This window comes from Stenotrophomonas sp. YJH_SMC_37, from assembly GCF_059370035.1.
Genome location: NZ_JCAFTG010000003.1, coordinates 231,975 through 253,209, shown reverse-complemented (window position 1 = coordinate 253,209; position 21,235 = coordinate 231,975). Strand labels below are relative to the sequence as shown.

Sequence of the window (21,235 nt, the reverse complement as noted above, 5' to 3'; positions counted from 1 at the left end):
GCCATGGGCAGCCTGCCGAAATTCCTGCCGATCACCGTGATCGACTCCGCCGCACCGGTTCCCGCCGAGGCGCATTCGCACCACCATGACGCGGCGGCACAGGGGCCGCGCGCGCTCGGGCAGCCGGCACCGTGCCGGCTGTTCGTGGACGAGACCGCGATCAGCGAGGCTGACATCGCCCGCGAGATGCAGCACCACCGGGCGATGCGCCCGGAGCAGTCTCGTGCTGAAGCGGCACGTGCACTGGTGGTGCGTGAGCTGCTGCGCCTGGAAGCGCAGCGGCTTGGGCTGCAGGCGCCGGAGGGCAACCGGGTAAGCGACGAGGAAGTGCTGATCCAGCAACTGCTGGAAGATGCGATCGAAGACCGCGTGCCGACCGATGAGGACTGCCGGCGCTACTTCGAGCAGAACCCGGAGCGCTTCCGCTCGCCCGACCGCGTGCGCCTGCGCCATATCCTGCTGGCAGCGCCGGCCGACGACGTGGCCGGGCGCTTCGCCGCACGTACCGAGGGCGAGCGGCTGGTCGGGCTGCTGAAGGAGTCGCCGCACCTGTTCGCCGATCTCGCCTTGCGCCATTCGCGTTGCCCATCCAGCAGCGAAGGCGGCGACCTGGGCTGGCTGCAGCGCGGGCAGACCACGCCGGAGTTCGACCGCCAGGTGTTCCGCCTGCGCGAGGGCCTGGCCGGTTTCCCGGTGGAATCACGCTGGGGCTACCACGTGGTCTGCGTCGATGCCCGCGAGGAAGGCCAGCCGCAGCCGTTCGAGGCGGTGCTGCCGCAGCTGCGTGACTACCTGGAGCTGCAGGTGCGCCAGCGTGAAGTGCAGGCCTACCTGCTGCAGCTGCAGGAACGCTACCCGGTGCGCGGGCTGGATGAGATCGAAGCCGAAGCGGATAACGGCTGAACCCCCTTGAACGAGGAGAATTCATGAACCAGGCTCTTGCCCCCGCCAGTGCCGGGCAGCAGCAACGTGCGCTGTGGCTGAGCACGTTCGCCTTCACCGTGTGCTTTGCGGTGTGGATGATCTTTTCGATCATCGGCATCCAGATCAGTCAACAGCTCGGCTTGAATGACACCCAGTTCGGCCTGTTGATCGCCACCCCGGTGCTGACCGGCTCGGTCAGCCGGGTCTTCCTCGGCATCTGGTCCGATCAATTCGGTGGCCGCAAGGTGATGGTGCTGGTGATGCTGTGTGGCGCAGTGGCCACCTGGATGCTGACCTATGCGCAGACCTACACCCAGTTCCTGATTGCCGCGTTGTGCGTGGGCATCGCCGGCGGCAACTTCTCGGTGGGCGTGGCCTACGTCTCCAAGTGGTTCCCGGCCAGCAAGCAGGGCACCGCGCTGGGCATCTTCGGTGCCGGCAACATCGGCTCGGCGGTGACCAAGCTGCTGGCGCCGCTGGTGATGGTGGCGGCCGGCTGGACCATGGTCGCCAAGGTCTGGGCCGTTGCGCTGGCCGTCACGGCGGTGCTGTTCTTCCTCTTCAGCAAGGAAGACCCGTCGCTGGAGCAGCGCCGTCGCGAAGGCGTGAAGCCGGTGCCGTTCGCCGAGCAGATGGCGCCACTGAAGAACCTGCAGGTGTGGCGGTTCTCGCTGTATTACTTCTTCGTGTTTGGTGGCTTCGTGGCGCTGGCGCTGTGGCTGCCGCACTACCTGGTGGGCGCCTATGGCATGGACGTGGGCCACGCCGGCATGCTGGCGGCGTGCTATTCGATCCCGGCCAGCCTGTTCCGCGTGGTCGGTGGCTGGATGTCGGACCGGATGGGCGCGCGCCGGGTGATGTACTGGACCTTTGGCGTGTCGGCCATCTGCACCTTCCTGCTGGCCTACCCGGATACCGAGTATGTGGTGAAGGGCATCCATGGCCCGATCCACTTCCATCTGGCCATCGGGGTGGTGATGTTCACCGTGCTGGTGTTCGTGCTGGGCTTCTTCATGTCGTTGGGCAAGGCCGCGGTCTACAAGCATATTCCGGTGTACTACCCCAAGCACGTGGGTGCGGTGGGCGGCGTCGTCGGCATGATCGGTGGCCTGGGTGGCTTCATCCTGCCGATCGTGTTTGGCGCGCTGAATGACGCGGTGGGCATCTGGAGCAGCTGCTTCATGCTGCTGTTCGTGCTGGTGGCGGCTGCACTGGCGTGGATGCACTTTGCGATCCGTCGCATGGAACGCCGCCACTTCCCGCAGATCGATCGCGAAACCGATCTGCCCGAAGCCATCGATGCGGCCGCCGCCGAGCGGGTGCGCGGCGGGTGAAGGTGTTTGCCGGCCAGCGGCCGGCACTACCAGGACGGTGCGCCGTGCGTCCGTTGATCGGGTGCGCGGCGGGTGAGGGGTGCTGCCGGCCAGCGGCCGGCACTACCGAGTGGTGGGTGCAGGGGTAGTGCCGGCCGCTGGCCGGCAGGAACCATCAGATGCTCCGCGCTTGATTTCAATCAGGGCCACGCGAAGAGGAACGCCCGAAGATGTCTGCCATGAGCTTCCACGTTGACGAGAGCGAGGACACTGCGCTGCAGGCGGCATTGCTGCGGCAGCCCCGGCACGTGCTGTTTCCGCCGGCTGACCAGTTCAGCACCGGCTTTGGCGAAAGCGGGTGGCGCGCCGCCGTGCGCGCCAGCAACGAGCACCTGATTCCGCGTGGCTTGACGCTCGGCTTCCAGGCCGGCCGTGGCGGACGCGATGCGCCACCGCAGGCGTATCTGGATACCTTGCTGCTGGCGCTGCGGCTGCAGGCCGACGCGCTGGCCGAGGACCGTGAAGTGGTGGCGATGGTGCTGCAGCTGGGGCTGGCCGAGACGTTGCCGCCGCCGCAGCTGGGCCAGCTGCTGGATGCGGTGCCGCAGCACCTGCGCACCGTGGCGCGGCCCCAGGTGGAGGTGCGGCTGGACGCAGGCAGCGCGCTGGCGCCGGCGCAGCTGCGTGCGGTGGGCTGCACCCGCTTGAACGTGATCGATCGTGCCGATGCACCGGGGCCGACCCTGCTGGCACAGGCGCGACAGGTGGGCTTCACCGCGCGCTACTACCAGTTGCGGGTACCCGGCAGCGAGGACGCCGGCTTCATTGAACGGCTGCACGAGGTGCTGGCCGAGGCGCCGGAGCGCATCCTGCTGCCGGCGCCGTGTGCGCTGCCGGAACACCCCTCGGCCGTCCATTGGCTGCAGGCCTGGCGCCTGCTGCGCGCTGCGGGTTACGAACCGATTGGTGGCGATCACTATCAGCGCGGCGATCTGCCGAACCCGCACGGTCCGGGCGATGGCCAGCGCCATTGCGATCTTGCCGGTGTGCCACGCCGCGACCGCAGCGATTTCATCGGCCTTGGGCTGTCCGCCTGCAGCCAGATCGGCGAGGTGTTCTACCGGCTGGAGGACGAACTGGGCGAATGGCGTGCGCGGCTGCAGGCGGGTCACATGGGAGTCTCCGCCGGGCTGATCCTGTCCGAGGACGAGCGGTTGGTGGCCGAAGTGGCGCAGAGCATCGCCTGTGACCACGCCCTCGATGCGGCTGCCTTCGAGTGGCGCAACGATGAACCGTTCGAGGAATGTTTCGCCGAACAGCTGCCCGCGTTGTCGCCGTTGCTGGCACGCGGCTGGGCGCAGTGGGATGCGCGCGTGCTGCGCCTGGCCGAAGAAGGGCGCCTGCTGTGGCGTATGATGGCCGCATGCTTCCGGCCGGCGGCCGCCATCGCTTGAGTCTTGCCCCGATGTCTTCAATCCCGCCTTCGCAGGGCCGTCTCGGCCGGGCCACACCCAACCCCGCCGCCGCCGATGATGGCGACGCACTGCACTTCTGCAGCACCTGTGCGTTCTCCGACGCATGCATGTCGCAGGGTTACGACAAGACCGCACTGGGCGATCTGCACGTGCTGGTCGACCATGTCGGTCCGTTCCATGCGGGTGACTACATTTTCCGCGCCGGCGAATCGTTCGATTCGATTGCTGCGGTGCGCGCGGGCATGGTCAAGACCTTCGTCGATGACAGCCAGGGCAACGAGCAGGTGCTGGGCTTCAGCCTGCCGGGTGAAGTGATCGGCCTCAACGCGATCCACGGTTCACGCTTTCCCTGCAATGCGGTGGCGCTGGACACCGTGCACCTGTGCCGCATCTCGTTCCCCAAGCTCAGCCTGTTGGCCACCCGCATGCCGGGGCTGCAGGCCAAGCTGTTCAGCCTGCTCAGCGCGGAGATCGGCAAGGTCGCGACCCTGGCCGCCAACCACCGTACCGAAGAACGCATGGCCGCGTTCCTGCTGGACATGTCCGAGCGCTACGCGCGGCGCGGCTTTTCCGCCACGCGCTTCAACCTGACGATGGCGCGTACCGAGATCGCCAATTACCTGCGGATGGCGCCGGAAACCGCCAGCCGCGTGCTGCGCCGCCTGAGCGATGATGGGATCATCGCGGTGAAGCAGCGCGAGATCCTGTTGCTGCAGCCCGAGCGCCTGGCAGCGCTGGCGGTGGCCGACGAATCCGATCCGAACTGAACCTGGCCGGGAGCCGACGATGAAGCGAGCTGGACTGTTGGTGCTGGGACTGCTGGCCATGGTGCCGGCCTGGGCGGCCGACCTGACGGTGTCGGCGGCTTCGAGCCTGACCGAGAGCTTCCGCGAACTGGGTGCGGCCTATGAGAAGGCACACCCGGGAACCAAGGTCGATTTCAACTTCGCCGCGTCCGGCGTGTTGCTGCAACAGATCAGCCGCGGTGCGCCGGTGGACGTGTTCGCCTCGGCCGACGAAACCACGATGGACCAGGCCCAGCAGCAGAACCTGCTGGCGGCCGGCACCCGCGAGGTGTTCGCGGTGAACGCGCTGTGGGTGGTGGTGCCGCCGCAGGCCAAGGCGGCGCCGCGTACCTTGAAGGACCTGGCCGGTGCCGGTGTGCAGCGCATCGCACTGGGCAACCCGGACAGCGTGCCGGTCGGCCGCTATGGCAAAGGCGCGCTGGAAGCGGCGGGCCTGTGGCCGTCGGTGCAGGGCAGGATCATGACGACGCAGAACGTGCGCCAGTCGCTGGATTACGTGGCGCGGGGTGAAGTGGATGCCGGCTTCGTCTATGCCACCGATGCGCAGGCAATGCCCGACCGGGTGCGCCGTGCGTTCGTGGTGCCGGTGTCCGGGCGCATCGCCTATCCGCTGGCGGTGACCAAGGCCAGTACGCAGCCGGTGGAGGCCAGGCGCTTCGCTGCCTTCGTGCGTTCGCCGCAAGGCCAGGCGATCCTGGCCAGGCACGGGTTCGGCAAGCCCTGAGGCATGGATCTGGACTGGAGCGCATTGGGGTTGTCGCTGAAGGTGGCCGGCTGGGCCACCGCGATTAATCTGGTGCTGGGCGTGGCACTGGGCGCATTGCTGGCGCGGCGGCGATTTCCCGGCCGTGAGCTGCTGGATTCGCTGCTGACCTTGCCGATGGTGCTGCCGCCGACGGTGCTGGGCTACTACCTGCTGGTACTGATCGGTCGCAACGGCCCAGTCGGCGCATGGCTGCAATCGTGGTTCGGCATCAACCTGGTGTTCACCTGGCAGGCCGCGGTGATCGCGGCGGCGGTGGCCTCGTTGCCGCTGGTGTTCAAGCCGGCGCGCGCGGCGTTCGAGGAAGTGGACGGGCAGCTGGAGCAGGCCGCGCGTACGCTTGGAGTGTCCGAAGCAGCGGTGTTCTTCCGCATCACGTTGCCGCTGGCCTGGCGCGGCATTCTTGCCGGGCTGCTGCTGGCATTCGCACGCGCCATGGGCGAGTTCGGCGCCACGCTGATGGTGGCGGGCAGCATTCCGGGCCGCACGCAGACGCTGTCGATCGCCATCTACGAGGCGGTGCAGGCCGGCCAGGACGGCAAGGCCAATGCGCTGGTGATCCTGACCTCGGTGGTCTGCATCGTGATCCTGTTGCTGGCCGCGCGGCTGGTGGGCGGGCGTCGCCGGGAGCTGCGCGATGTGGCTTGACCTGCAGGTGCAGCGTCGCCTGCAGGCGGCCGGCCAGGATTTCGTGCTGGATGTATCGCTGCAGTGCACGCAGCGCCAAGTGGTGTTGTTCGGGCCCTCGGGCGCGGGCAAGAGCCTGACCTTGAAGGCGGTGGCCGGGCTGCTGCGGCCGGGCCAGGGTCATGTGCGCGTGCAGGGGCAGACCCTGTTCGATGCGGCCACCGGCGTGGATCTGCCGCCGCAGCGCCGCCGGTTGGGCTATGTGTTCCAGGATTACGCGTTGTTCCCGCACCTGAGCGTGCGCCAGAACGTGGCGTTCGGGCTGCAGAAGGGCTGGTTGAATCCGGGGCTCGGCCAGCGTTTCGATGCCGTGGAGCAGTGGTTGCACGCCTTCCGCATCGACACGGTGGGCGATCTGCTGCCCTCGCAGGTCTCCGGTGGCCAGCGCCAGCGCACTGCATTGGCGCGGGCGCTGGTGACGCAGCCGCAGGCGCTGCTGCTGGATGAGCCGTTCTCCGCACTGGACCATGACCTGCGCCAGCACCTGCGTCAGGAGCTGGAAACGGTGCTGGACCGGACCGGCATCCCGTTGCTGTTGATCAGCCATGACCCGCAGGATGTGGCCATGTTCGGCCAGCAGGTGGCGCGCGTGGTGGACGGCCGGATCGTCGGCGATTGACCTGCACCTGTAGAGCCGAGCCCATGCTCGGCTGCTCTGCTCGACACCGCCAACAGCAGCCGAGCATGGGCTCGGCTCTACAGGATCAAAGGATCAATACAATTCGCAGTGCGTGCGGCCTTCACCGCGCAGCGCGTCCCAGCGCCCTTCGCCAGCGACGGCATCGATGGCCTCGCGCACCGCGCTTTCCAGGTGGCGCTTGTTGCCGCACAGGTACATATGCCCACCGCGGGCCAGCACATCGCGCACTTCATCGCCGCGCTGCCGCAGTACATGCTGCACATAGACCTTTTCGGCGCCATCGCGCGAGAACGCGGTATGCAGGCCGGCCAGCACGCCCCGGGTATGCCAGTCCTGCAGCTGGTCGCGGTACAGGTAGTCGCGCTTGCTGTGCTTCTCGCCAAACACCAGGTGCACCTCGCGTTCGCAGCCGTTGGCCTGCAGTTCCTGCATCAGGCCCATCAGCGGTGCGATGCCGGTGCCGGTGCCGACCAGCAGCAGCGGCGTCTGGCCGGTATCGGGCAGGTGGAAGCCAGGGTTGGAACGGCAGTACACACGGGCGTGGTCGCCACCGTGCAGCAGGCTGCCGGTAGCGGTGCCGAAGCGCTCGCGGCCGCGCAGGGTGTAATGCACTTCGCGCACGCACAGGCTCAGCTGGTCGTCGCGCGGGCGCGAGGCGATTGAATAGGCACGCGGCAGCCGCGCTGACAGCAGTTCACGCAGCCGCGGCAGCGGCATGCTGTCCGGGGTGGCGTGGTCCTGCAGCACGTCCAGCAGGTCCAGGCCGTGCAGGTAGGCGTCCAGCTCGCGCTTCTGGCTGACCTTCAGCAGGCCCTTCAGCGTTTCGCTGCCACCGAGCCGGGCCAGCTCGCGCAGCACGCTCTTGCTCAGCAGGCGCAGCTCGCGGTCGCGCAGGGCGGCCACGGCGGTGCTGTCGCCGTACCAAGTGGCCAATGCCTGCAGCAGGGCAGGATCGTTCTCCGGCACCACGTGCAGGGTGTCACCCGCGCGGTAGGCCATGCCACTGCCGGCAATGTCCAGCTGCAGGTGCCAGGCAGCGGGGGCGCTGCTGTTCAAGCGGCGGCGTTCGAGAATGCGGGCGGCAAAGGCATTGTCTTCACCATAGGCGGTGACCTGCAGGTGCAGGTCTTGGCCAGCGCTGAGGTCGCCACCCAGCACCTGGCTTAGCACCGGCTGCCATTGCTGGAAGAACTGCTCGTAACCCAGGTCGGCGTCCACGCGGTGCAGCAGCGGCTGCGCCTGGCGCTCGCTCAGCGCAGCATCCAGCGCCTTGGTGAAGCCACAGAAGCTGGGGTAGCCGGTGTCACCCAGGCCGAACACCGCATAGCGCAGGCCGCTCAGCGTCGGGGTCTGGCGCAGGGTTTCGAAGAACCGCTCGCCATTGGCCGGCGGTTCGCCATCGCCGAACGAGCTGGAAATCGCCAGCAGCACATCGCCGTGGCCGAGACTGGCCACGTCGATGTCGTTGAACGGGAGCACCTGCGGCGCGTGCGGCTGCAGGTCCGCGCCCAAGCGCTGGGCCAAGGCGCGGGCATTGCCCGACTCGGACGCGAAACCCACCAGCAGGCGGCTGAAGGGCGTACTGGTCGGGAGGGCGTTCACGCGGCCTCGTAGAAGTCGTCGAACTTTTCCTTGCTGAACTCGACCAGGTCGTAGTTCTGCATCAGGTCGTTCACCACGCGGCGGATGCTGATGTAGGAGGTGATGTTGCCTTCGCCGTCGAACAGCGGTTGCACGGTGGTGTCGACCACGTAGAGCACGCCGCCCTTGCCGAGGTTGGGCACGATGCCGGTCCAGGTCTTGCCGGCCTTGATGGTGTCCCACATGTCCTTGTAGACCGCCTTGGGCACATCCGGGTGGCGCACGATGCTGTGCGGCTGGCCGATCAGTTCCTCGCGGGCGAAGCCGGTGAGCGTGCAGAACAGGTCATTGGCGTAGGTGATGTTGCCCTGCAGGTCGGTGGTGGAGATCACCATGACGTTCTGCAGCGCATTCACGAGCTGGGCGTTGTCGGGGGAGTAGCTCATCGCAGGGTCCTTGTAGAGGCCGGCAGCGCCGGCGTGTTCGGGTTCTGCATAGGAATACGCCCGCGTGGCAGCGGGCGGTTTGACATTGGTCAAGCGCGTAGCGCGAAGGCCTGCGACCGGGTGTCGCAGGGAGAATCTCTGTAAAGCCGAGCCCACTTCGGCTCGAGCGGCAACGGGACTGCCCGCAGCCGAGCGTGGGCTCGGCTCTACAGGAGAGGCACGGGCGGCTGGCGGGCGTACCTCATGCGTACTGAGCTCATGACGCCTTGTCACAAAGAAATCGCCATGGCTTCACGGTTGATTGATCGCATGGAGGGCTATTGTCGTCCTGAGCCTCTCGCTGGCGTCCCCCACGTCCTGCGTCGACTTCCTTCCCAGCACCAGCGCCCGTCCGGGCGCCGCTGGCGTCTGTCTGCCTGAAGCATCCGAGATCATCCCCATGGCCCGCGCCGCCCAGTCCGCTTCACCCGTTGCGATCTCTCCCGTCACGCCCGTGCCGATCGGCACGCGCCGCGGCCATTCGCAACCGTTGGATCTGCCGGAACTGGTGCAGCGCGTGTTGTTCGTTGCCACCGAGATGGCGGACTTCGTCAAGGCCGGTGGCCTGGGCGACGTCGCTGCGGCCCTGCCGCGTGCGGTGCGCGGTGCGTGTGATTCGCGCGTGCTGCTGCCCGGCTACCCGGAGGTACTGCAGCGCCTGCCACAGCTGCAGCGGGTGGGGCACGTCAGCGCGCGGGCCGGCTTGCCAGCGTGCACGATCGGCATGGCGGTGCAGGCCGACGGCCTTCCGATCTACGTCTTGCTGTCGCCGGAGCTGTACGAGCGTGAGGGCTCGCCCTACGTGGACGGGCAGGGGCAGGAGTGGAAGGACAACGCGGTTCGCTTCGCGACGCTTTCGCATGCGGCTGCGGAGATCGCGGCAGGGCGTGCCGGGCTGGACTGGTCGCCGCAGCTGCTGCACCTGAATGACTGGCCGGTGGCCATGGCGGCCGCCTACGTACGTTGGGACCGGACCGCCGTGCCGACCCTGCTGACGATCCACAACCTGGCTTACCAGGGGCTGTTTCCGTACGCGCTGGCACCTGTGCTGGGCGTGCCGGCCGAACACCTGGATGAACTGCACTTCCACGGTCAGATGTCGTTCCTGCAGGGCGGCATCACCAATGCCACGCGGCTGAACACGGTCAGCCTGCGCTACGCGCAGCAGATCACCGCCCCGGATGACGGCTGCGGGTTGCATGACCTGTTGGCACGGAGGGCGGCCGGCGGGCACCTGAGTGGCATCGTCAACGGTATCGATGCCAGCTGGGACCCGCGCCGCGATATCCATCTCAAGGCCCACTTCGGCATTGGTGAGTGGACCGGGCGCGCCACCAACGCGCATGCGGTGCGCAAGGCGTTCGGCCTGGCGCCGTCGACCGGCCCGCTGTTTGCGGTGGTCTCGCGGCTGGTGCACCAGAAGGGCCTGGACATTACCTGCGACGTGGCGCCCCAGATCGTGGCGGCCGGCGGCCAGCTGGTCATCATCGGCGGTGGCGAGCCGCAGGTGGAAGCCCAGGTGCAGGCGCTGGCCCGCCGCTACCCGGGGCGGGTGGGCGCCTTCATCGGGTTCGAGGAAGCGCTGGCCCGCCAGATGTTTGCCGGCGCCGATTTCCTGCTGATGCCTTCACGCTTCGAACCCTGCGGGCTGAGCCAGATGTACGCACAGCGCTTCGGCTGCCTGCCCATCGCGCACGCGACCGGCGGGCTGGTGGATACCGTCGAGGATGGCGTGACCGGATTCCTGTTCCATGGCGCCAACGCTGATGGACTGCGCCGCTGCGTGGAACGGGCGATGCGCACCTTCCGCCTGCCGGGCCTGCTGCAGGCCATGCGCCGCGCGGCCATGCTGCGGCCGGGTGGCTGGGATGCGGCCGGACGCGCCTATCTGGCCCTGTACCAGCAGACCTGCCAGGTGGCTGCATGAGCCACGACAGCCTGCATCTGGTCGCCCTGGAGGATGAAGCGATCACGGAGACGGGATTGGATCAGCGTATCGCCCCGGCGCTGCAGGACCTCGTCCACGCGCGCCCGGCCGATGCATTTGCCTGGCTGGGCCCGCATCGCCAGCCAGAAGGCGGACGCCAGCTGCGCGTGCTGGTGCCGCACGCGCAGCGCGTCGAGGTGATTGCAGACGATGGGCAACGCTGGGACCTGTCTCCTGGCCCGTTGCCCGGCCTGTTCGAGGGCGCGGCCGGTGACGCGGCGATACCGTTGCTTGCCCTGCATTTCGAACAGGGCGTGGAGCAGGTGCACGATGCCTATGCGTTCGGTCCACTGTTGGACGAAGCACTGCTGCAGCGGTTCCATGCCGGTGATGCCGATGCGGCGCGGCAGCTGGGGGCGGTGCCGATGCAGGTGCAGGGCATCGCGGGCGTGCGCTTCGCGGTGTGGGCACCCAACGCCCAGCGGGTCGCGGTGGTTGGCGATTTCAATGGATGGGATGGCCGACGCCATCCGATGCGGCTGCGTCACACCGCCGGCGTGTGGGAGCTGTTCCTGCCGGGCGTGCAGGCCGGTGCCCGCTACAAATTCCGCATCGTCGGCGCCGACGGCCGGGTGATGCCCGACAAGTTCGACCCGATGGCGCGCTGGGCCGAGCTGCCACCGGCCACCGCTTCGCGGGTGCCTTCGGCGGCGCCGATGCAGTGGCACGATGACGCCTGGTTGGAGGCCCGGCGCCAGGCCGGAACCTGCGCACCGCTGTCCATCTACGAAGTACATGCGGGCTCCTGGCAGCGCAGCGACGAGGGTGCGCCGCTGGACTGGGACGCCCTGGCCGACCGGTTGATTCCGTACGTGGCCGGACTCGGCTTTACCCACATCGAGCTGCTGCCGGTCAGCGAGCATCCCTTTGGCGGTTCCTGGGGCTATCAGCCGCTGGGCATCTACGCGCCGACGGCGCGCCATGGCACGCCGCAGGCCTTCGCACGCTTCGTGGACCGCTGCCACCAGGCCGGCGTGGGGGTGATCTTGGACTGGGTGAGCGCGCACTTCCCGAACGATGCGCATGGCCTGGCCGGGTTCGATGGCACCGCGCTGTACGAGCATGCCGACCCGCGCGAAGGGGTGCACGCCGACTGGGACACGCTGATCTACAACTACGGCCGCAACGAAGTGGCTGCCTACCTGATCGGCAGTGCCTTGGAGTGGGTGGAGCGGTTCCATATCGACGGTCTGCGCGTGGATGCTGTGGCGTCGATGCTGTACCGGGATTACAGCCGTGCCGAGGGGGAGTGGATACCCAACGAGCAGGGCGGGCGCGAGAACCTGCAGGCGGTCGCGTTCCTGCGGCGGATGAACCAGGCGCTGCGTGAGCGTTTCCCGGATGTGCTGGTGATCGCCGAGGAATCCACCGCGTGGCCGGGGGTGACCGCGCCGGTGGAGGAGGGCGGGCTTGGCTTCACCCACAAATGGAACATGGGCTGGATGCACGACACCCTGCAGTACCTGGGACGCGATCCAGTCCATCGCCAGCATCACCACAGCGAGATCAGCTTCGGCCTGGTCTACGCCTTCTCCGAACGGTTCGTGTTGCCGCTGTCGCATGACGAGGTGGTGCATGGCAAGGGAGCGCTGCTGGCCAAGATGACGGGCGAGCCGGCGCAGCGGCTGGCCCAGCTCCGCGCGTACTACGGTTTCATGTGGGCGCACCCGGGTAGCAAACTGCTGTTCATGGGCGGCGAGTTCGGCCAGGGCCACGAGTGGTCGCACGATGCGGTACTGGACTGGGCACAGGCGGCCAGCAGTGAGGGCCAGGGCCTGTCGCGCCTGGTGCGAGACCTCAACAGCGTGCTCCGCGCCGAACCCGCGTTGCATCGCGACGAGCGCGACGAACGCGGTTTCGATTGGAGCGTGGCCGACGACAGCCGCAACAGCGTTTACGCGTTCATCCGCCGGGATCCGGCCGGCAGCGGCCGCACCCTGCTGGTGGTGAGCAACTTCACTCCGGTACGTCGCGACGGCTACCGGGTCGGCGTGCCGCACCCGGGGCGTTGGAGCGAACGGCTCAACACCGACAGCGCGTATTACGGTGGCGGCAATGCGGGAAACCTCGGTGCAGTGCATACCGAGCCGAGGCCGATGCATGGTCACGCCCAGTCGCTGCGGCTGACCCTGCCGCCGCTGTCCACGCTGTATCTGCAGGTTGATGCATGACGGCAGTAACGCCGCGCCTGGGCGCATGGCCTGTGGCTGGTGACAGGGTGGAGTTCCGTGTGTGGGCACCGGACGCAAGGACGATGGCGCTGTGCCTGCGCGGCACGCAACAGCCGATGCAACGTGACGCGGACGGCTGCCACTGGCTGCGGACACCGGCATCGCATGGCGACCGCTACCGTTTTCGCCTTCCTTCCGGTCAGGACGTGCCCGACCCGGCCTCGCGCTGGCAGCCGGACGGCATCGACGGAGACAGCGCGGTGGTGCTGGACACGGCCATGGCGCAACCCGCTTGGCGCGGGCATGCCTGGCAGGATCTGGTGATCTATGAAGCACACATCGAGGCCGGCGGCGGCTTCGCGGCGTTGCCCGCGCAGCTGCCGATGCTGGCCGCGCTGGGCATCACCGCCATTGAACTGATGCCGGTCGCGCAGTTTCCCGGCCAGCGCAACTGGGGCTACGACGGCGTGTTCCCGTATGCGCCGGCCCATGCCTATGGCGGGCCGGCAGCGCTGAGGGCCTTCATCGAAGCGGCGCACGATGCAGGGCTGTCGGTGCTGCTGGATGTGGTCTACAACCACTTCGGACCACAGGGCAACCACCTGCGCGACTACGCGCGCGGGTTCTTCCGTGACGACCGCAGCACGCCGTGGGGCGAGGCCATCGACTTCCGCCAGCCCTGGGTGCGGCGCTTTTTCATCGACAACGCGCTGATGTGGTTGCGCGACTACGGCTTCGATGGCCTGCGCCTGGACGCGGTGCACGCCATTGACGATGACCGTTTCCTCCAGCAGCTGGCCGATGAGGTACGTGCGGTGGCCCCGCACGCGCACCTGGTGCTGGAGAACGAGCGCAACCAGGCGCGGTGGCTGCGCGGCGCCTACCAGGGGCAGTGGAACGATGACTTCCACAATGCGCTGCACGTGATGCTGACCGGCGAGCAGGAGGGCTATTACGCGGCCTATGCCGGTCGCGCCGAAGCACTGCTGGCGCGCTGCCTGGCCGAAGGATTCGCCTGGCAGGGTGAACCGGACCTGCGCGGCGATCCCCGCGGCGAACCCAGCGCCGACCTGTCGCCCGCGCGTTTTGTGGTATTCGCGCAGAACCACGATCAGGTAGGCAACCGCGCTCTCGGCGAGCGCCTGTCGATGCTGACCGATCCTGCGCGGCTGCGTGCGGCGCTGGCGTTGACCCTGCTGACGCCGATGATCCCGCTGCTGTTCATGGGCGAACCGTGGCAGGCGCAATCGCCGTTCCTGTTCTTCACCGACTACGCGCCGCCGCTGGACGAGGCGGTGCGCGAAGGGCGTCGCCGCGAGTTCGCTGGTTTCAGCGCCTTTGCCGACGCCGCCTCGCGCGCGCGTATTCCCGACCCGAACGACCCGGCCACCCTGCAGGCGTCCTACACGTCGCCGCCCGGCGATGATCCCTGGTCGCAGGACTGGCTGCGCTGCACGAGCGGGTTTCTGGCACTGCGCAGGCGCTATCTGCAACCCGGGTTGCTGCAGGCGCGGTCGTTGGGTGCGCGCGTGCTGGGCGAAGGCGCGGTGCAGGCGGGCTGGCAGCTGCCGTCGGGCCAGTGGTGGATCGCGGTCAATGTCGGCCCGTCGCCGGTGGTGCATGCGATGCCGGCCGGGGAGCACGTTGTAGGGCCGGACGCTGCCACGTTGCTGCCCGCAGGCGGCGGCGTGCTTGCCTGTTGGGTCGCCGCATGAGGACCGATGCGGCGGTTCTGGAGGCGGCACGGCGCGCGGGCCTGCTGGTTCGCTGGACCGACGTGGCCGGTGTCGAGCGCGAAGTCGCACCGGACGTGCTGCGCGCGGTGCTGGAGGGGCTGCAGGGCGATGCAGCGCCCGAGCACGGTGGCCTGCGCACGGCCTGCTGTGGACAGCTGCTGGCGATGCCGGACGCAGCCGGCGCAGCGTGCTGGGTGGATGAGCATGGCGCAGTGCTGCCGGCACGCGCCGATGCGCAAGGGCGCTGGCGCGTGCCGGACCAGCCGGGTTACTGGCAGTGGCGCCGGGGCGACCGGCAACAGGCGGTTGCGGTGGCGCCACAACGTGCCTGGTGGCCGCAGGGCACGCTGCGCGGCTGGGGCCTGTCGGCGCAGGTCTACAGCCTTCGCGCCTCTTGCGACGCTGGCATCGGTGACAGCGCCGGCTGTGCACGATGGAGCGAACTGCTGCACCGTCACGGCGGCGATGCAGTGGCGTTGAGCCCGCTGCATGCCGGCTTGCCACCTGGGCCAGGCTACAGCCCCTATTCGCCCAGCGACCGGCACTGGCTCGATCCACTGCAGGTGTCCCTGCCGCAGGTACTGCCGGAGGCAGCCGACGCCGTGCTGGCTGAAGACCAAGCACTGGCAACGGCAGTTGCAGCCGCCACCGCAGCGCGCCGCATCCACTGGCCGCACTCGGCGGCGTTGAAGTGGCGCTGGCTGCGCCAGGTGCACCAGTGGCTGCGGCAGCAGGCGCCGGCACAGTGCGAACAGATGCAGACGTGGCGCGATGCGCAAGGCGAACCCCTGCTGCGCTATTGCCAGCACGCCGCCGACCGGTTCACTGGAAGCGCCGACGACCATGCGTTTGCGCAATGGTTGGCGCGGCAGGGCTGGGCGCAGGTGCAGGCGGGATTGCGCAACGACGGCGCGTCGATCGGGCTGATCGCGGATCTGGCGGTGGGTTGCGCACCGCAGGGCGTCGAGGCGCGGACCGGCGGCGACCAACTGCTGCAGGGTCTTGAACTGGGCGCGCCGCCGGATGCGTTCAATCCGCTGGGCCAGGCCTGGGGTATCACCAGCTGGTCACCCTTCGCCCTGCAGCGCGAGGGCTTTGAGCCGTTCATCCGCGTGCTGCGCGCTGTGATGGCCGGCCGTGGCGGGCTGCGCATCGACCATATCCTTGGCCTGCAGCGCCTGTGGGTGCTTCCCCGCGGGGCGGGCGCCGGGCAGGGCGTTTACCTGCGCTATCCGTTCGATGATCTGATCAACCTGCTGGTGCTGGAATCGTGGCGGCATCGCTGCGTGCTGATTGGTGAAGACCTGGGCGTGGTGCCGCCGGGCGTTCGCCAGCGGCTGGCAGCCCGCGGCATCCTGGGCATCGAGGTGCTGCCGTTCGCCCGCAACGGTGAGCGCTTCCTGCCGGCGCCACGGTGGCGCCGCGATGCGGTGGCCATGCCCTCCACCCATGATCTGCCACCGCTGTCCGGCTGGCTGCACGGGCGCGACCTGCGCTGGCGCGCCCGCCTGGGTGAGCTGAGCGGGCTTCCGTCGGCGCTGCACGCGCGCTCCAGAGAGGTCCAGGCGCTGTCCGCAGTCGCCCGGGGCGAGGGGGCCACGCTTGAAGCGCGTGCGCTGTCGCTGGTCGCGCACGCATCGTCACGGCTGGCGCTGCTCCCGCTGGAAGACGCCCTGGGCAGTCGCGCGCAGGTGAACCTGCCGGGCACCGTCAACGGCCATCCGAACTGGCGCCGGCGGCTACCGCTAGCGTGGGACCAGGACGCGGTTGACGCACGTATTGCCCGCTTCAGCGCCACGCGGCGGAGGGAGCGGCGATGACTCCATTGCGTGCCACCGTACGCCTGCAATTGCATGCAGGCTTCGACCTCGAGGCCGCCGCGACGCAGCTGCCGTACTACGCCGCGCTGGGCGTCAGCCACCTTTACCTGTCGCCGATCACCGCTGCGCTGCCCGGGTCTACGCATGGCTACGATGGCATCGACCCGGCCCGCATCAATCCGGAACTGGGCGGCGAAGAAGCCTTCCGGCAACTGGCCACAGCGACGCGCGCGCACGGCATGGGCCTGATCCTCGACATCGTACCCAACCATCTGGCGGCGTCCGCGCACAGCCATTGGTGGAACGATGTGCTGATGCACGGGCGTCGAAGCCCGCACGCAGAATGGTTTGACATCGACTGGGAGGCGCCGGGCTGCGAGGGCCGGCTCTGGCTGCCTGCACTGGACCGGCCGTTGCACGACGCGGTGCGCGATGGCGTAGTGCGCGTGGTGGTGGACAACGCGCGTCCCGTGCTGCGCCACCATGGTCTGGCGTTGCCCTTGTCGCCGCGCAGCCATCCACTGGACCCCGCGCAGTGGCCGGCGTGGGCCGAGCGCTGCAACCGCAGCGTTGAACGGCTGCATACGCTGCTGCAGCGGCAGCACTACCGGCTGGCCTGGTGGCGCACGGCGGGCGATCAGGTGAACTACCGGCGCTTTTTCGATATCAATGAACTGGCCGCGCTGCGGGTGGAGCGCGACGACGTGTTCGAGGCGGTGCATGCGCTGCCGCTGCGGTTGGTACGCGCGGGACGGGTGGACGGCCTGCGTATCGATCATGTGGATGGCCTGTCCTCCCCGGGCGCCTACCTGCGGCGCCTTCGTGAATCGCTCGACGCAGCCTGTGCGGCCGGCGGTCGTGATCCGCAGGCGGTGAGCCTGCATGTGGAGAAGATACTGGCCGAGGGCGAGCAGCTGCCCGACAGCTGGGCCTGCGACGGTACCACCGGCTATGACTTCATGGACCAGACCGGTGCCTGGTTGCACGATCCGGCGGCTGCCCCCGCGCTCTCGCGCACGTGGCAGGCGCTGGGCGGTGACTCGCGCAGCTTTGACCGGATTCAGCAGGACGCTCGCGGCATGATGTTGCGCCAGGGCCTTCACGCAGACTTCCAGCGGCTGCTGCGCAGTGCGCAGCAGGTCCTGCAGCCCCGGCTGGCCGAGGCCGATATCGGAGTGGCTGCGCTGGCACGCGCATTGGCTTCATTGCTGCGGCATTACCGCACCTACCGGCCCTATTCGCTGGAGGGGGCGGGTGAACGAAAGGCGCTGGTGGACGCTGCCGGTGCTGCGCGCGAGGCGCTGGACGGTGCCGCACGCGCCGCGCTGGATCTGCTGCTGCAGGCACTTCCCGGCCAGGCGCCGGCTGAAACCGAGCTGCGCGTACGGTTCGGGCAGCTGGCCGCGCCGCTGAATGCCAAGTCGGTGGAAGATACCGGGTTCTATCGCTATTTCAGGCTGCTGTCGCGCAACGAAGTCGGCAGTGATCCGCAGCGGCTGGGCATGGAAGGGCGCGAGCTGCTGGAACATGCAGCCGGGCGCCTGCGGCGCCATCCCAGGGCGCTGCTTGCGCTGGCCACCCACGATCACAAGCGCGGGGCCGACAGCCGGGCACGGCTGGCGGTTCTCAGTACCTGCACGGTCGAGTGGCGGGACGCGGTGCGGCGCTGGAGCCGGATGGCGACCCACGCCGGCGCGCCGATGCCGTTGCCGGGTGCCGAGACCTATGCGCTATGGCAGGCGCTCGTCGCCGCGTGGCCGATGCACGGTACCCCCGGCGCCGACTTCGCATCGAGGATGGTGCAATGGCTGACCAAGGCATTGCGCGAGGGTAAACGGGTCAGCAGCTGGTCCGATCCCAACGTGGCCGTGGAGGAGGGCGCCGCGCAGTGGCTGCACGCGCTGCTGGATGGAGCGCCGTTGCAGCCGGTGCGGGAGGCGCTGGCGACGTTCGTGGCGCGCATCGCGCCGGCGGGCGCCTGCAACGGCCTGGCACAGCTGTGCCTGCAGCACTGCCTGCCCGGCGTGCCCGACCTCTACCAGGGCGGCGAAGGCTGGGACCTGAGCCTGGTGGACCCGGACAACCGGCACGCGGTGGACTATCCGGCGCGGCACGCGTGGCTGCGTGATGCGCGCGGGTGGCCCGCGCTGCTGGATGACTGGCGGGACGGTGGGATCAAGGCATTCCTGCTCCGGCAGTTGCTCGATTGCCGCCGCAGGCACCCGCATCTTTTCCTGCACGGCGCGCTGCAGCCGCTGTCCGCGCCTGCGCGCTCGCCGTGGCTGGCGTTCACGCGCAGGCATCAGGCGCAGGTGCTGCTGGTGGTCGTACGGCGAAGTTCGCCCACCACCATGCCGGGGCCCAGCCTGCACATTCCGCGCGACGTCGGCAGCGGCGTGACGCTGCGTGGGCTGCCGGCAGGCCCCATGCGCAATGTCCTGGACGGGCGCATCGAACATTTCAACGCAACCGCGGACGTGGCCGGGCTTCTGGCTGGCAGCCCGTTGGCGATATGGATCAACGAGGAGACAGGTAGGGATGGACAGCAGGGAACGACGGCAGCGGATTGAGGCACTTGCCCACCAGATCTGGGAGGCAGAAGGGCGCCCGGACGACCAGCAGCAACGGCACTGGCACATGGCCGAGCGGCTGGTGGAAGCCGAGATTGCCGCCGCGCGCGGGGAGGAGGGCACTGATGGCGAGCCGTAAGTGGACGCAGACCTCGCGCGTGCGCGAAGGCCGGCCCTTCCCGCTGGGGGCGACCTGGGACGGGTTGGGTGTGAACTTCGCACTGTACTCGCGGCATGCCACACGGGTGGAACTCTGCCTGTTCGATGGACGCAACCGCGAAGTGGAACGCATCGCGCTGCCCGAGTACACCAACGAGATCTGGCATGGTTACCTGCCGGACGTGCGGCCCGGGCAGCGTTACGGCTACCGGGTGCACGGCCCGTATGCGCCGGAAGAGGGCCATCGCTTCAATCCCAACAAGCTGCTGCTGGACCCCTACGCCAAGCAGATCGTCGGCGAACTGAAGTGGGCCCCCCACCTGTTCGGCTACACCCTGGGTCACCGCGATGGCGATCTCAGTTTCGACCGCCGCGACAGCGCCAGCTACATGCCGCGCTGCGCCGTGATCGACCCGGCCTTCAGCTGGGGTGTCGAGCGTGCACCTGCCACGCCCTGGGACCGGACCGTGATCTACGAAGCGCATGTGCGCGGGCTGACCATGCAGCATCCCGATGTCCCGCAGGCCGAGCGTGGCACCTTCTCTGCCCTGCGCCATGACGCAGTGGTCGACCACCTCAGCCATCTGGGCGTGACCGCCATCGAACTGCTACCCGTGCACGCATACGTCGATGACCAGCAGCTGCTCGAGCGCGGGCTGCGCAATTACTGGGGGTACAACACCATCGGCTTCTTCGCGCCGCAGCCTCGCTACCTGTCGCTGGGCATCGTGGCCGAGTTCAAGCAGATGGTCGCGCGGTTGCACAATGCCGGCATCGAAGTGATCCTGGACGTGGTCTACAACCACACCGCCGAAGGCAATGAGCTGGGCCCTACGCTGTCCTTCAAGGGCATCGACAACGCCAGCTACTACCGCCTGGCCGATGATCGCCGCTACTACATCAACGATACCGGCACCGGAAATACGTTCGACCTGACCAATGCCGGTGCGCTGCGCATGGTCATGGACTCTCTGCGCTACTGGGTGACCGAGATGCGGGTGGATGGGTTCCGCTTCGACCTGGCAACCATCCTCGGCCGCGAACGGCATGGCTTCGACGCCTCGGGCAGCTTCCTCGATGCGGTACGCCAGGACCCGATCCTGAGCCAGGTGAAGCTGATTGCCGAGCCATGGGACATCGGCCCGGGCGGCTACCAGCTGGGCCAGTTTCCGCCGGGCTGGGCCGAATGGAACGACCGCTTCCGCGACACGGTGCGCGCGCTGTGGCGTGGCGATGGCGGGCAGCTGGCGGAGTTTGCCACGCGCTTCACCGGCTCGGCCGACCTGTTCGAACACCACGGCAGGCGGCCGTCGGCCAGCATCAATCTGGTGACGGCGCATGATGGATTCACCCTGCACGATCTGGTCAGCTACAACGATCGCCACAACGAGGCCAACGGCGAGGACAACCGTGACGGCCACTCGCACAACCTTTCCAGCAACCACGGCGTGGAGGGAGACACCGATGATGCGGCGATCCTTTCGTTGCGTGCGCGGCAGATGCGCAACCTGCTGGCCACGCTGCTGCTCGCGCAGGGCACGCCGATGCTGCTCGCCGGGGATGAGTTCGGCCATTCGCAGCAGGGCAACAACAACGCCTACTGCCAGGACAATCCACTGAGCTGGATCGACTGGGAGCGCGCAGCATTGCCGGCTGCACAGGCGCAGGTGGCGTTCGTGCGGCGGGCGCTGTCACTGCGCCGGCGCTACGGCCTGCTGCGCCGGAACCGGTTCCTGCGCGGCGAGTACGATGAGTCGCTGGGCCTGCGCGATATCGACTGGCGGCATCCCGATGGTCGCGGCATGGAGGAAGCGGACTGGCATGACGCAGGGCTGCGTGCGCTGCTGATCGTGCTGGACGGTCGCAGTCCGGACAGTGGCCTGCGCGAGCCCGGGCGGCATGTCAGCCTGGCCCTGCTGTTGAACGCCGGCGAGCAGCCGCAGCGGTTCTGTGTGTCAGACGACGCCCTGTCGTTCCGGCGCGTACTCCTGCAGACCGACGAAACGCCGTTGGAGCCGGATGAGGAAGGCGCCTGGACGCTGCCGCCGCGCAGCCTGTGCCTGCTGGCGGCAAGCAGCAGCGCGTGATTGCACTGCTGCGCCACTACGGTGCGCCGGG

16 protein-coding genes are annotated in these 21,235 nt (G+C 68.4%); 14 read left to right on the top strand and 2 right to left on the bottom strand.

All coding sequences use genetic code 11. The features are described 5' to 3' along the window. The first annotated feature begins 3 nt into the window (after nucleotides 1-3). The 7 genes from AC5P8J_RS05840 to AC5P8J_RS05810 all read left to right on the top strand — a co-directional run bounded on the left by AC5P8J_RS05840 (nucleotide 4) and on the right by AC5P8J_RS05810 (nucleotide 6,587). Nucleotides 4-903 carry a peptidylprolyl isomerase gene (locus tag AC5P8J_RS05840; protein ID WP_134729014.1) on the top strand — a complete coding sequence of 300 codons (900 nt, stop codon included), beginning with the start codon at nucleotides 4-6 and terminating at the stop codon, nucleotides 901-903. Between the two features lie 23 nt (nucleotides 904-926). After that, nucleotides 927-2,258 (top strand): MFS transporter, encoded by a 1,332-nt coding sequence (locus AC5P8J_RS05835; RefSeq protein WP_012480466.1) that lies wholly within the window; start codon nucleotides 927-929, stop codon nucleotides 2,256-2,258. 218 nt (nucleotides 2,259-2,476) lie between these two features. Beyond that, complete coding sequence (locus AC5P8J_RS05830) at nucleotides 2,477-3,691, top strand: oxygen-independent coproporphyrinogen III oxidase (RefSeq protein ID WP_010485316.1); 1,215 nt, start codon at nucleotides 2,477-2,479, stop codon at nucleotides 3,689-3,691. Nucleotides 3,692-3,702: 11 nt separating this feature from the next. Further along, complete coding sequence (locus tag AC5P8J_RS05825) at nucleotides 3,703-4,479, top strand: helix-turn-helix domain-containing protein (protein WP_010485317.1); 777 nt, start codon at nucleotides 3,703-3,705, stop codon at nucleotides 4,477-4,479. A 19-nt stretch (nucleotides 4,480-4,498) separates the two neighbouring features. Beyond that, entirely contained in the window at nucleotides 4,499-5,242 is a 744-nt protein-coding gene (gene modA, locus AC5P8J_RS05820; protein ID WP_227853834.1) for a molybdate ABC transporter substrate-binding protein, read from the top strand. A 3-nt stretch (nucleotides 5,243-5,245) separates the two neighbouring features. Continuing rightward, the gene (gene modB, locus AC5P8J_RS05815; protein WP_019659885.1) at nucleotides 5,246-5,929 is read left to right on the top strand and encodes a molybdate ABC transporter permease subunit; all 684 of its coding nucleotides are present in this window, start codon (nucleotides 5,246-5,248) and stop codon (nucleotides 5,927-5,929) included. After that, complete coding sequence (locus AC5P8J_RS05810) at nucleotides 5,919-6,587, top strand: sulfate/molybdate ABC transporter ATP-binding protein (RefSeq protein WP_134729019.1); 669 nt, start codon at nucleotides 5,919-5,921, stop codon at nucleotides 6,585-6,587. Before modB ends, AC5P8J_RS05810 begins: the two co-directional genes overlap by 11 nt. A 93-nt stretch (nucleotides 6,588-6,680) precedes the next feature. Here the strand turns inward: AC5P8J_RS05810 and AC5P8J_RS05805 are convergent, their stop codons facing one another. After that, nucleotides 6,681-8,210, bottom strand: a complete 1,530-nt coding sequence (locus AC5P8J_RS05805) for a diflavin oxidoreductase (protein ID WP_495216690.1) — start codon at nucleotides 8,208-8,210, stop codon at nucleotides 6,681-6,683. Next, nucleotides 8,207-8,635 carry a PAS domain-containing protein gene (locus tag AC5P8J_RS05800; protein ID WP_134729023.1) on the bottom strand — a complete coding sequence of 143 codons (429 nt, stop codon included), beginning with the start codon at nucleotides 8,633-8,635 and terminating at the stop codon, nucleotides 8,207-8,209. The genes AC5P8J_RS05805 and AC5P8J_RS05800 overlap by 4 nt, the downstream gene beginning before the upstream one ends. 439 nt (nucleotides 8,636-9,074) lie before the next feature. Between AC5P8J_RS05800 and glgA the strand changes: the two genes are divergently transcribed. From glgA to glgX, 7 genes are read left to right on the top strand one after another with little or no spacing between them, the layout of a single operon-like run. Beyond that, nucleotides 9,075-10,601, top strand: a complete 1,527-nt coding sequence (gene glgA / locus AC5P8J_RS05795; RefSeq protein ID WP_134735850.1) for a glycogen synthase GlgA — start codon at nucleotides 9,075-9,077, stop codon at nucleotides 10,599-10,601. Further along, nucleotides 10,598-12,832 (top strand): 1,4-alpha-glucan branching enzyme, encoded by a 2,235-nt coding sequence (locus tag AC5P8J_RS05790; protein ID WP_134735849.1) that lies wholly within the window; start codon nucleotides 10,598-10,600, stop codon nucleotides 12,830-12,832. Before glgA ends, AC5P8J_RS05790 begins: the two co-directional genes overlap by 4 nt. Then, nucleotides 12,829-14,547, top strand: coding sequence for a malto-oligosyltrehalose trehalohydrolase (gene treZ, locus AC5P8J_RS05785; protein ID WP_495216689.1), 1,719 nt, complete (start codon nucleotides 12,829-12,831; stop codon nucleotides 14,545-14,547). The genes AC5P8J_RS05790 and treZ overlap by 4 nt, the downstream gene beginning before the upstream one ends. Next, nucleotides 14,544-16,388 (top strand): 4-alpha-glucanotransferase, encoded by a 1,845-nt coding sequence (locus AC5P8J_RS05780; protein WP_134729029.1) that lies wholly within the window; start codon nucleotides 14,544-14,546, stop codon nucleotides 16,386-16,388. The genes treZ and AC5P8J_RS05780 overlap by 4 nt, the downstream gene beginning before the upstream one ends. Continuing rightward, nucleotides 16,385-18,958, top strand: coding sequence for a malto-oligosyltrehalose synthase (treY, locus tag AC5P8J_RS05775; protein WP_227853837.1), 2,574 nt, complete (start codon nucleotides 16,385-16,387; stop codon nucleotides 18,956-18,958). The genes AC5P8J_RS05780 and treY overlap by 4 nt, the downstream gene beginning before the upstream one ends. After that, nucleotides 18,927-19,097: a DUF2934 domain-containing protein gene (locus tag AC5P8J_RS05770; RefSeq protein WP_080352942.1), complete on the top strand. Its 171-nt coding sequence runs from the start codon at nucleotides 18,927-18,929 to the stop codon at nucleotides 19,095-19,097. Before treY ends, AC5P8J_RS05770 begins: the two co-directional genes overlap by 32 nt. Further along, entirely contained in the window at nucleotides 19,084-21,204 is a 2,121-nt protein-coding gene (gene glgX / locus AC5P8J_RS05765) for a glycogen debranching protein GlgX (RefSeq protein ID WP_155029670.1), read from the top strand. The genes AC5P8J_RS05770 and glgX overlap by 14 nt, the downstream gene beginning before the upstream one ends. Nucleotides 21,205-21,235 lie beyond the last annotated feature (31 nt).

Coding starts and splice junctions, on each gene's coding strand:
- AC5P8J_RS05840 (WP_134729014.1), top strand. CDS start 4: ATGGGCAGCCTGCCGAAATTCCTGCCGATCACCGTGATCGACTCCGCC.
- AC5P8J_RS05810 (WP_134729019.1), top strand. CDS start 5,919: ATGTGGCTTGACCTGCAGGTGCAGCGTCGCCTGCAGGCGGCCGGCCAG.
- glgA (WP_134735850.1), top strand. CDS start 9,075: ATGGCCCGCGCCGCCCAGTCCGCTTCACCCGTTGCGATCTCTCCCGTC.
- modB (WP_019659885.1), top strand. CDS start 5,246: ATGGATCTGGACTGGAGCGCATTGGGGTTGTCGCTGAAGGTGGCCGGC.
- AC5P8J_RS05780 (WP_134729029.1), top strand. CDS start 14,544: ATGAGGACCGATGCGGCGGTTCTGGAGGCGGCACGGCGCGCGGGCCTG.
- treY (WP_227853837.1), top strand. CDS start 16,385: ATGACTCCATTGCGTGCCACCGTACGCCTGCAATTGCATGCAGGCTTC.
- AC5P8J_RS05835 (WP_012480466.1), top strand. CDS start 927: ATGAACCAGGCTCTTGCCCCCGCCAGTGCCGGGCAGCAGCAACGTGCG.
- AC5P8J_RS05770 (WP_080352942.1), top strand. CDS start 18,927: ATGGACAGCAGGGAACGACGGCAGCGGATTGAGGCACTTGCCCACCAG.
- treZ (WP_495216689.1), top strand. CDS start 12,829: ATGACGGCAGTAACGCCGCGCCTGGGCGCATGGCCTGTGGCTGGTGAC.
- AC5P8J_RS05800 (WP_134729023.1), bottom strand. CDS start 8,635: ATGAGCTACTCCCCCGACAACGCCCAGCTCGTGAATGCGCTGCAGAAC.
- modA (WP_227853834.1), top strand. CDS start 4,499: ATGAAGCGAGCTGGACTGTTGGTGCTGGGACTGCTGGCCATGGTGCCG.
- AC5P8J_RS05790 (WP_134735849.1), top strand. CDS start 10,598: ATGAGCCACGACAGCCTGCATCTGGTCGCCCTGGAGGATGAAGCGATC.
- AC5P8J_RS05825 (WP_010485317.1), top strand. CDS start 3,703: ATGTCTTCAATCCCGCCTTCGCAGGGCCGTCTCGGCCGGGCCACACCC.
- AC5P8J_RS05830 (WP_010485316.1), top strand. CDS start 2,477: ATGAGCTTCCACGTTGACGAGAGCGAGGACACTGCGCTGCAGGCGGCA.
- glgX (WP_155029670.1), top strand. CDS start 19,084: ATGGCGAGCCGTAAGTGGACGCAGACCTCGCGCGTGCGCGAAGGCCGG.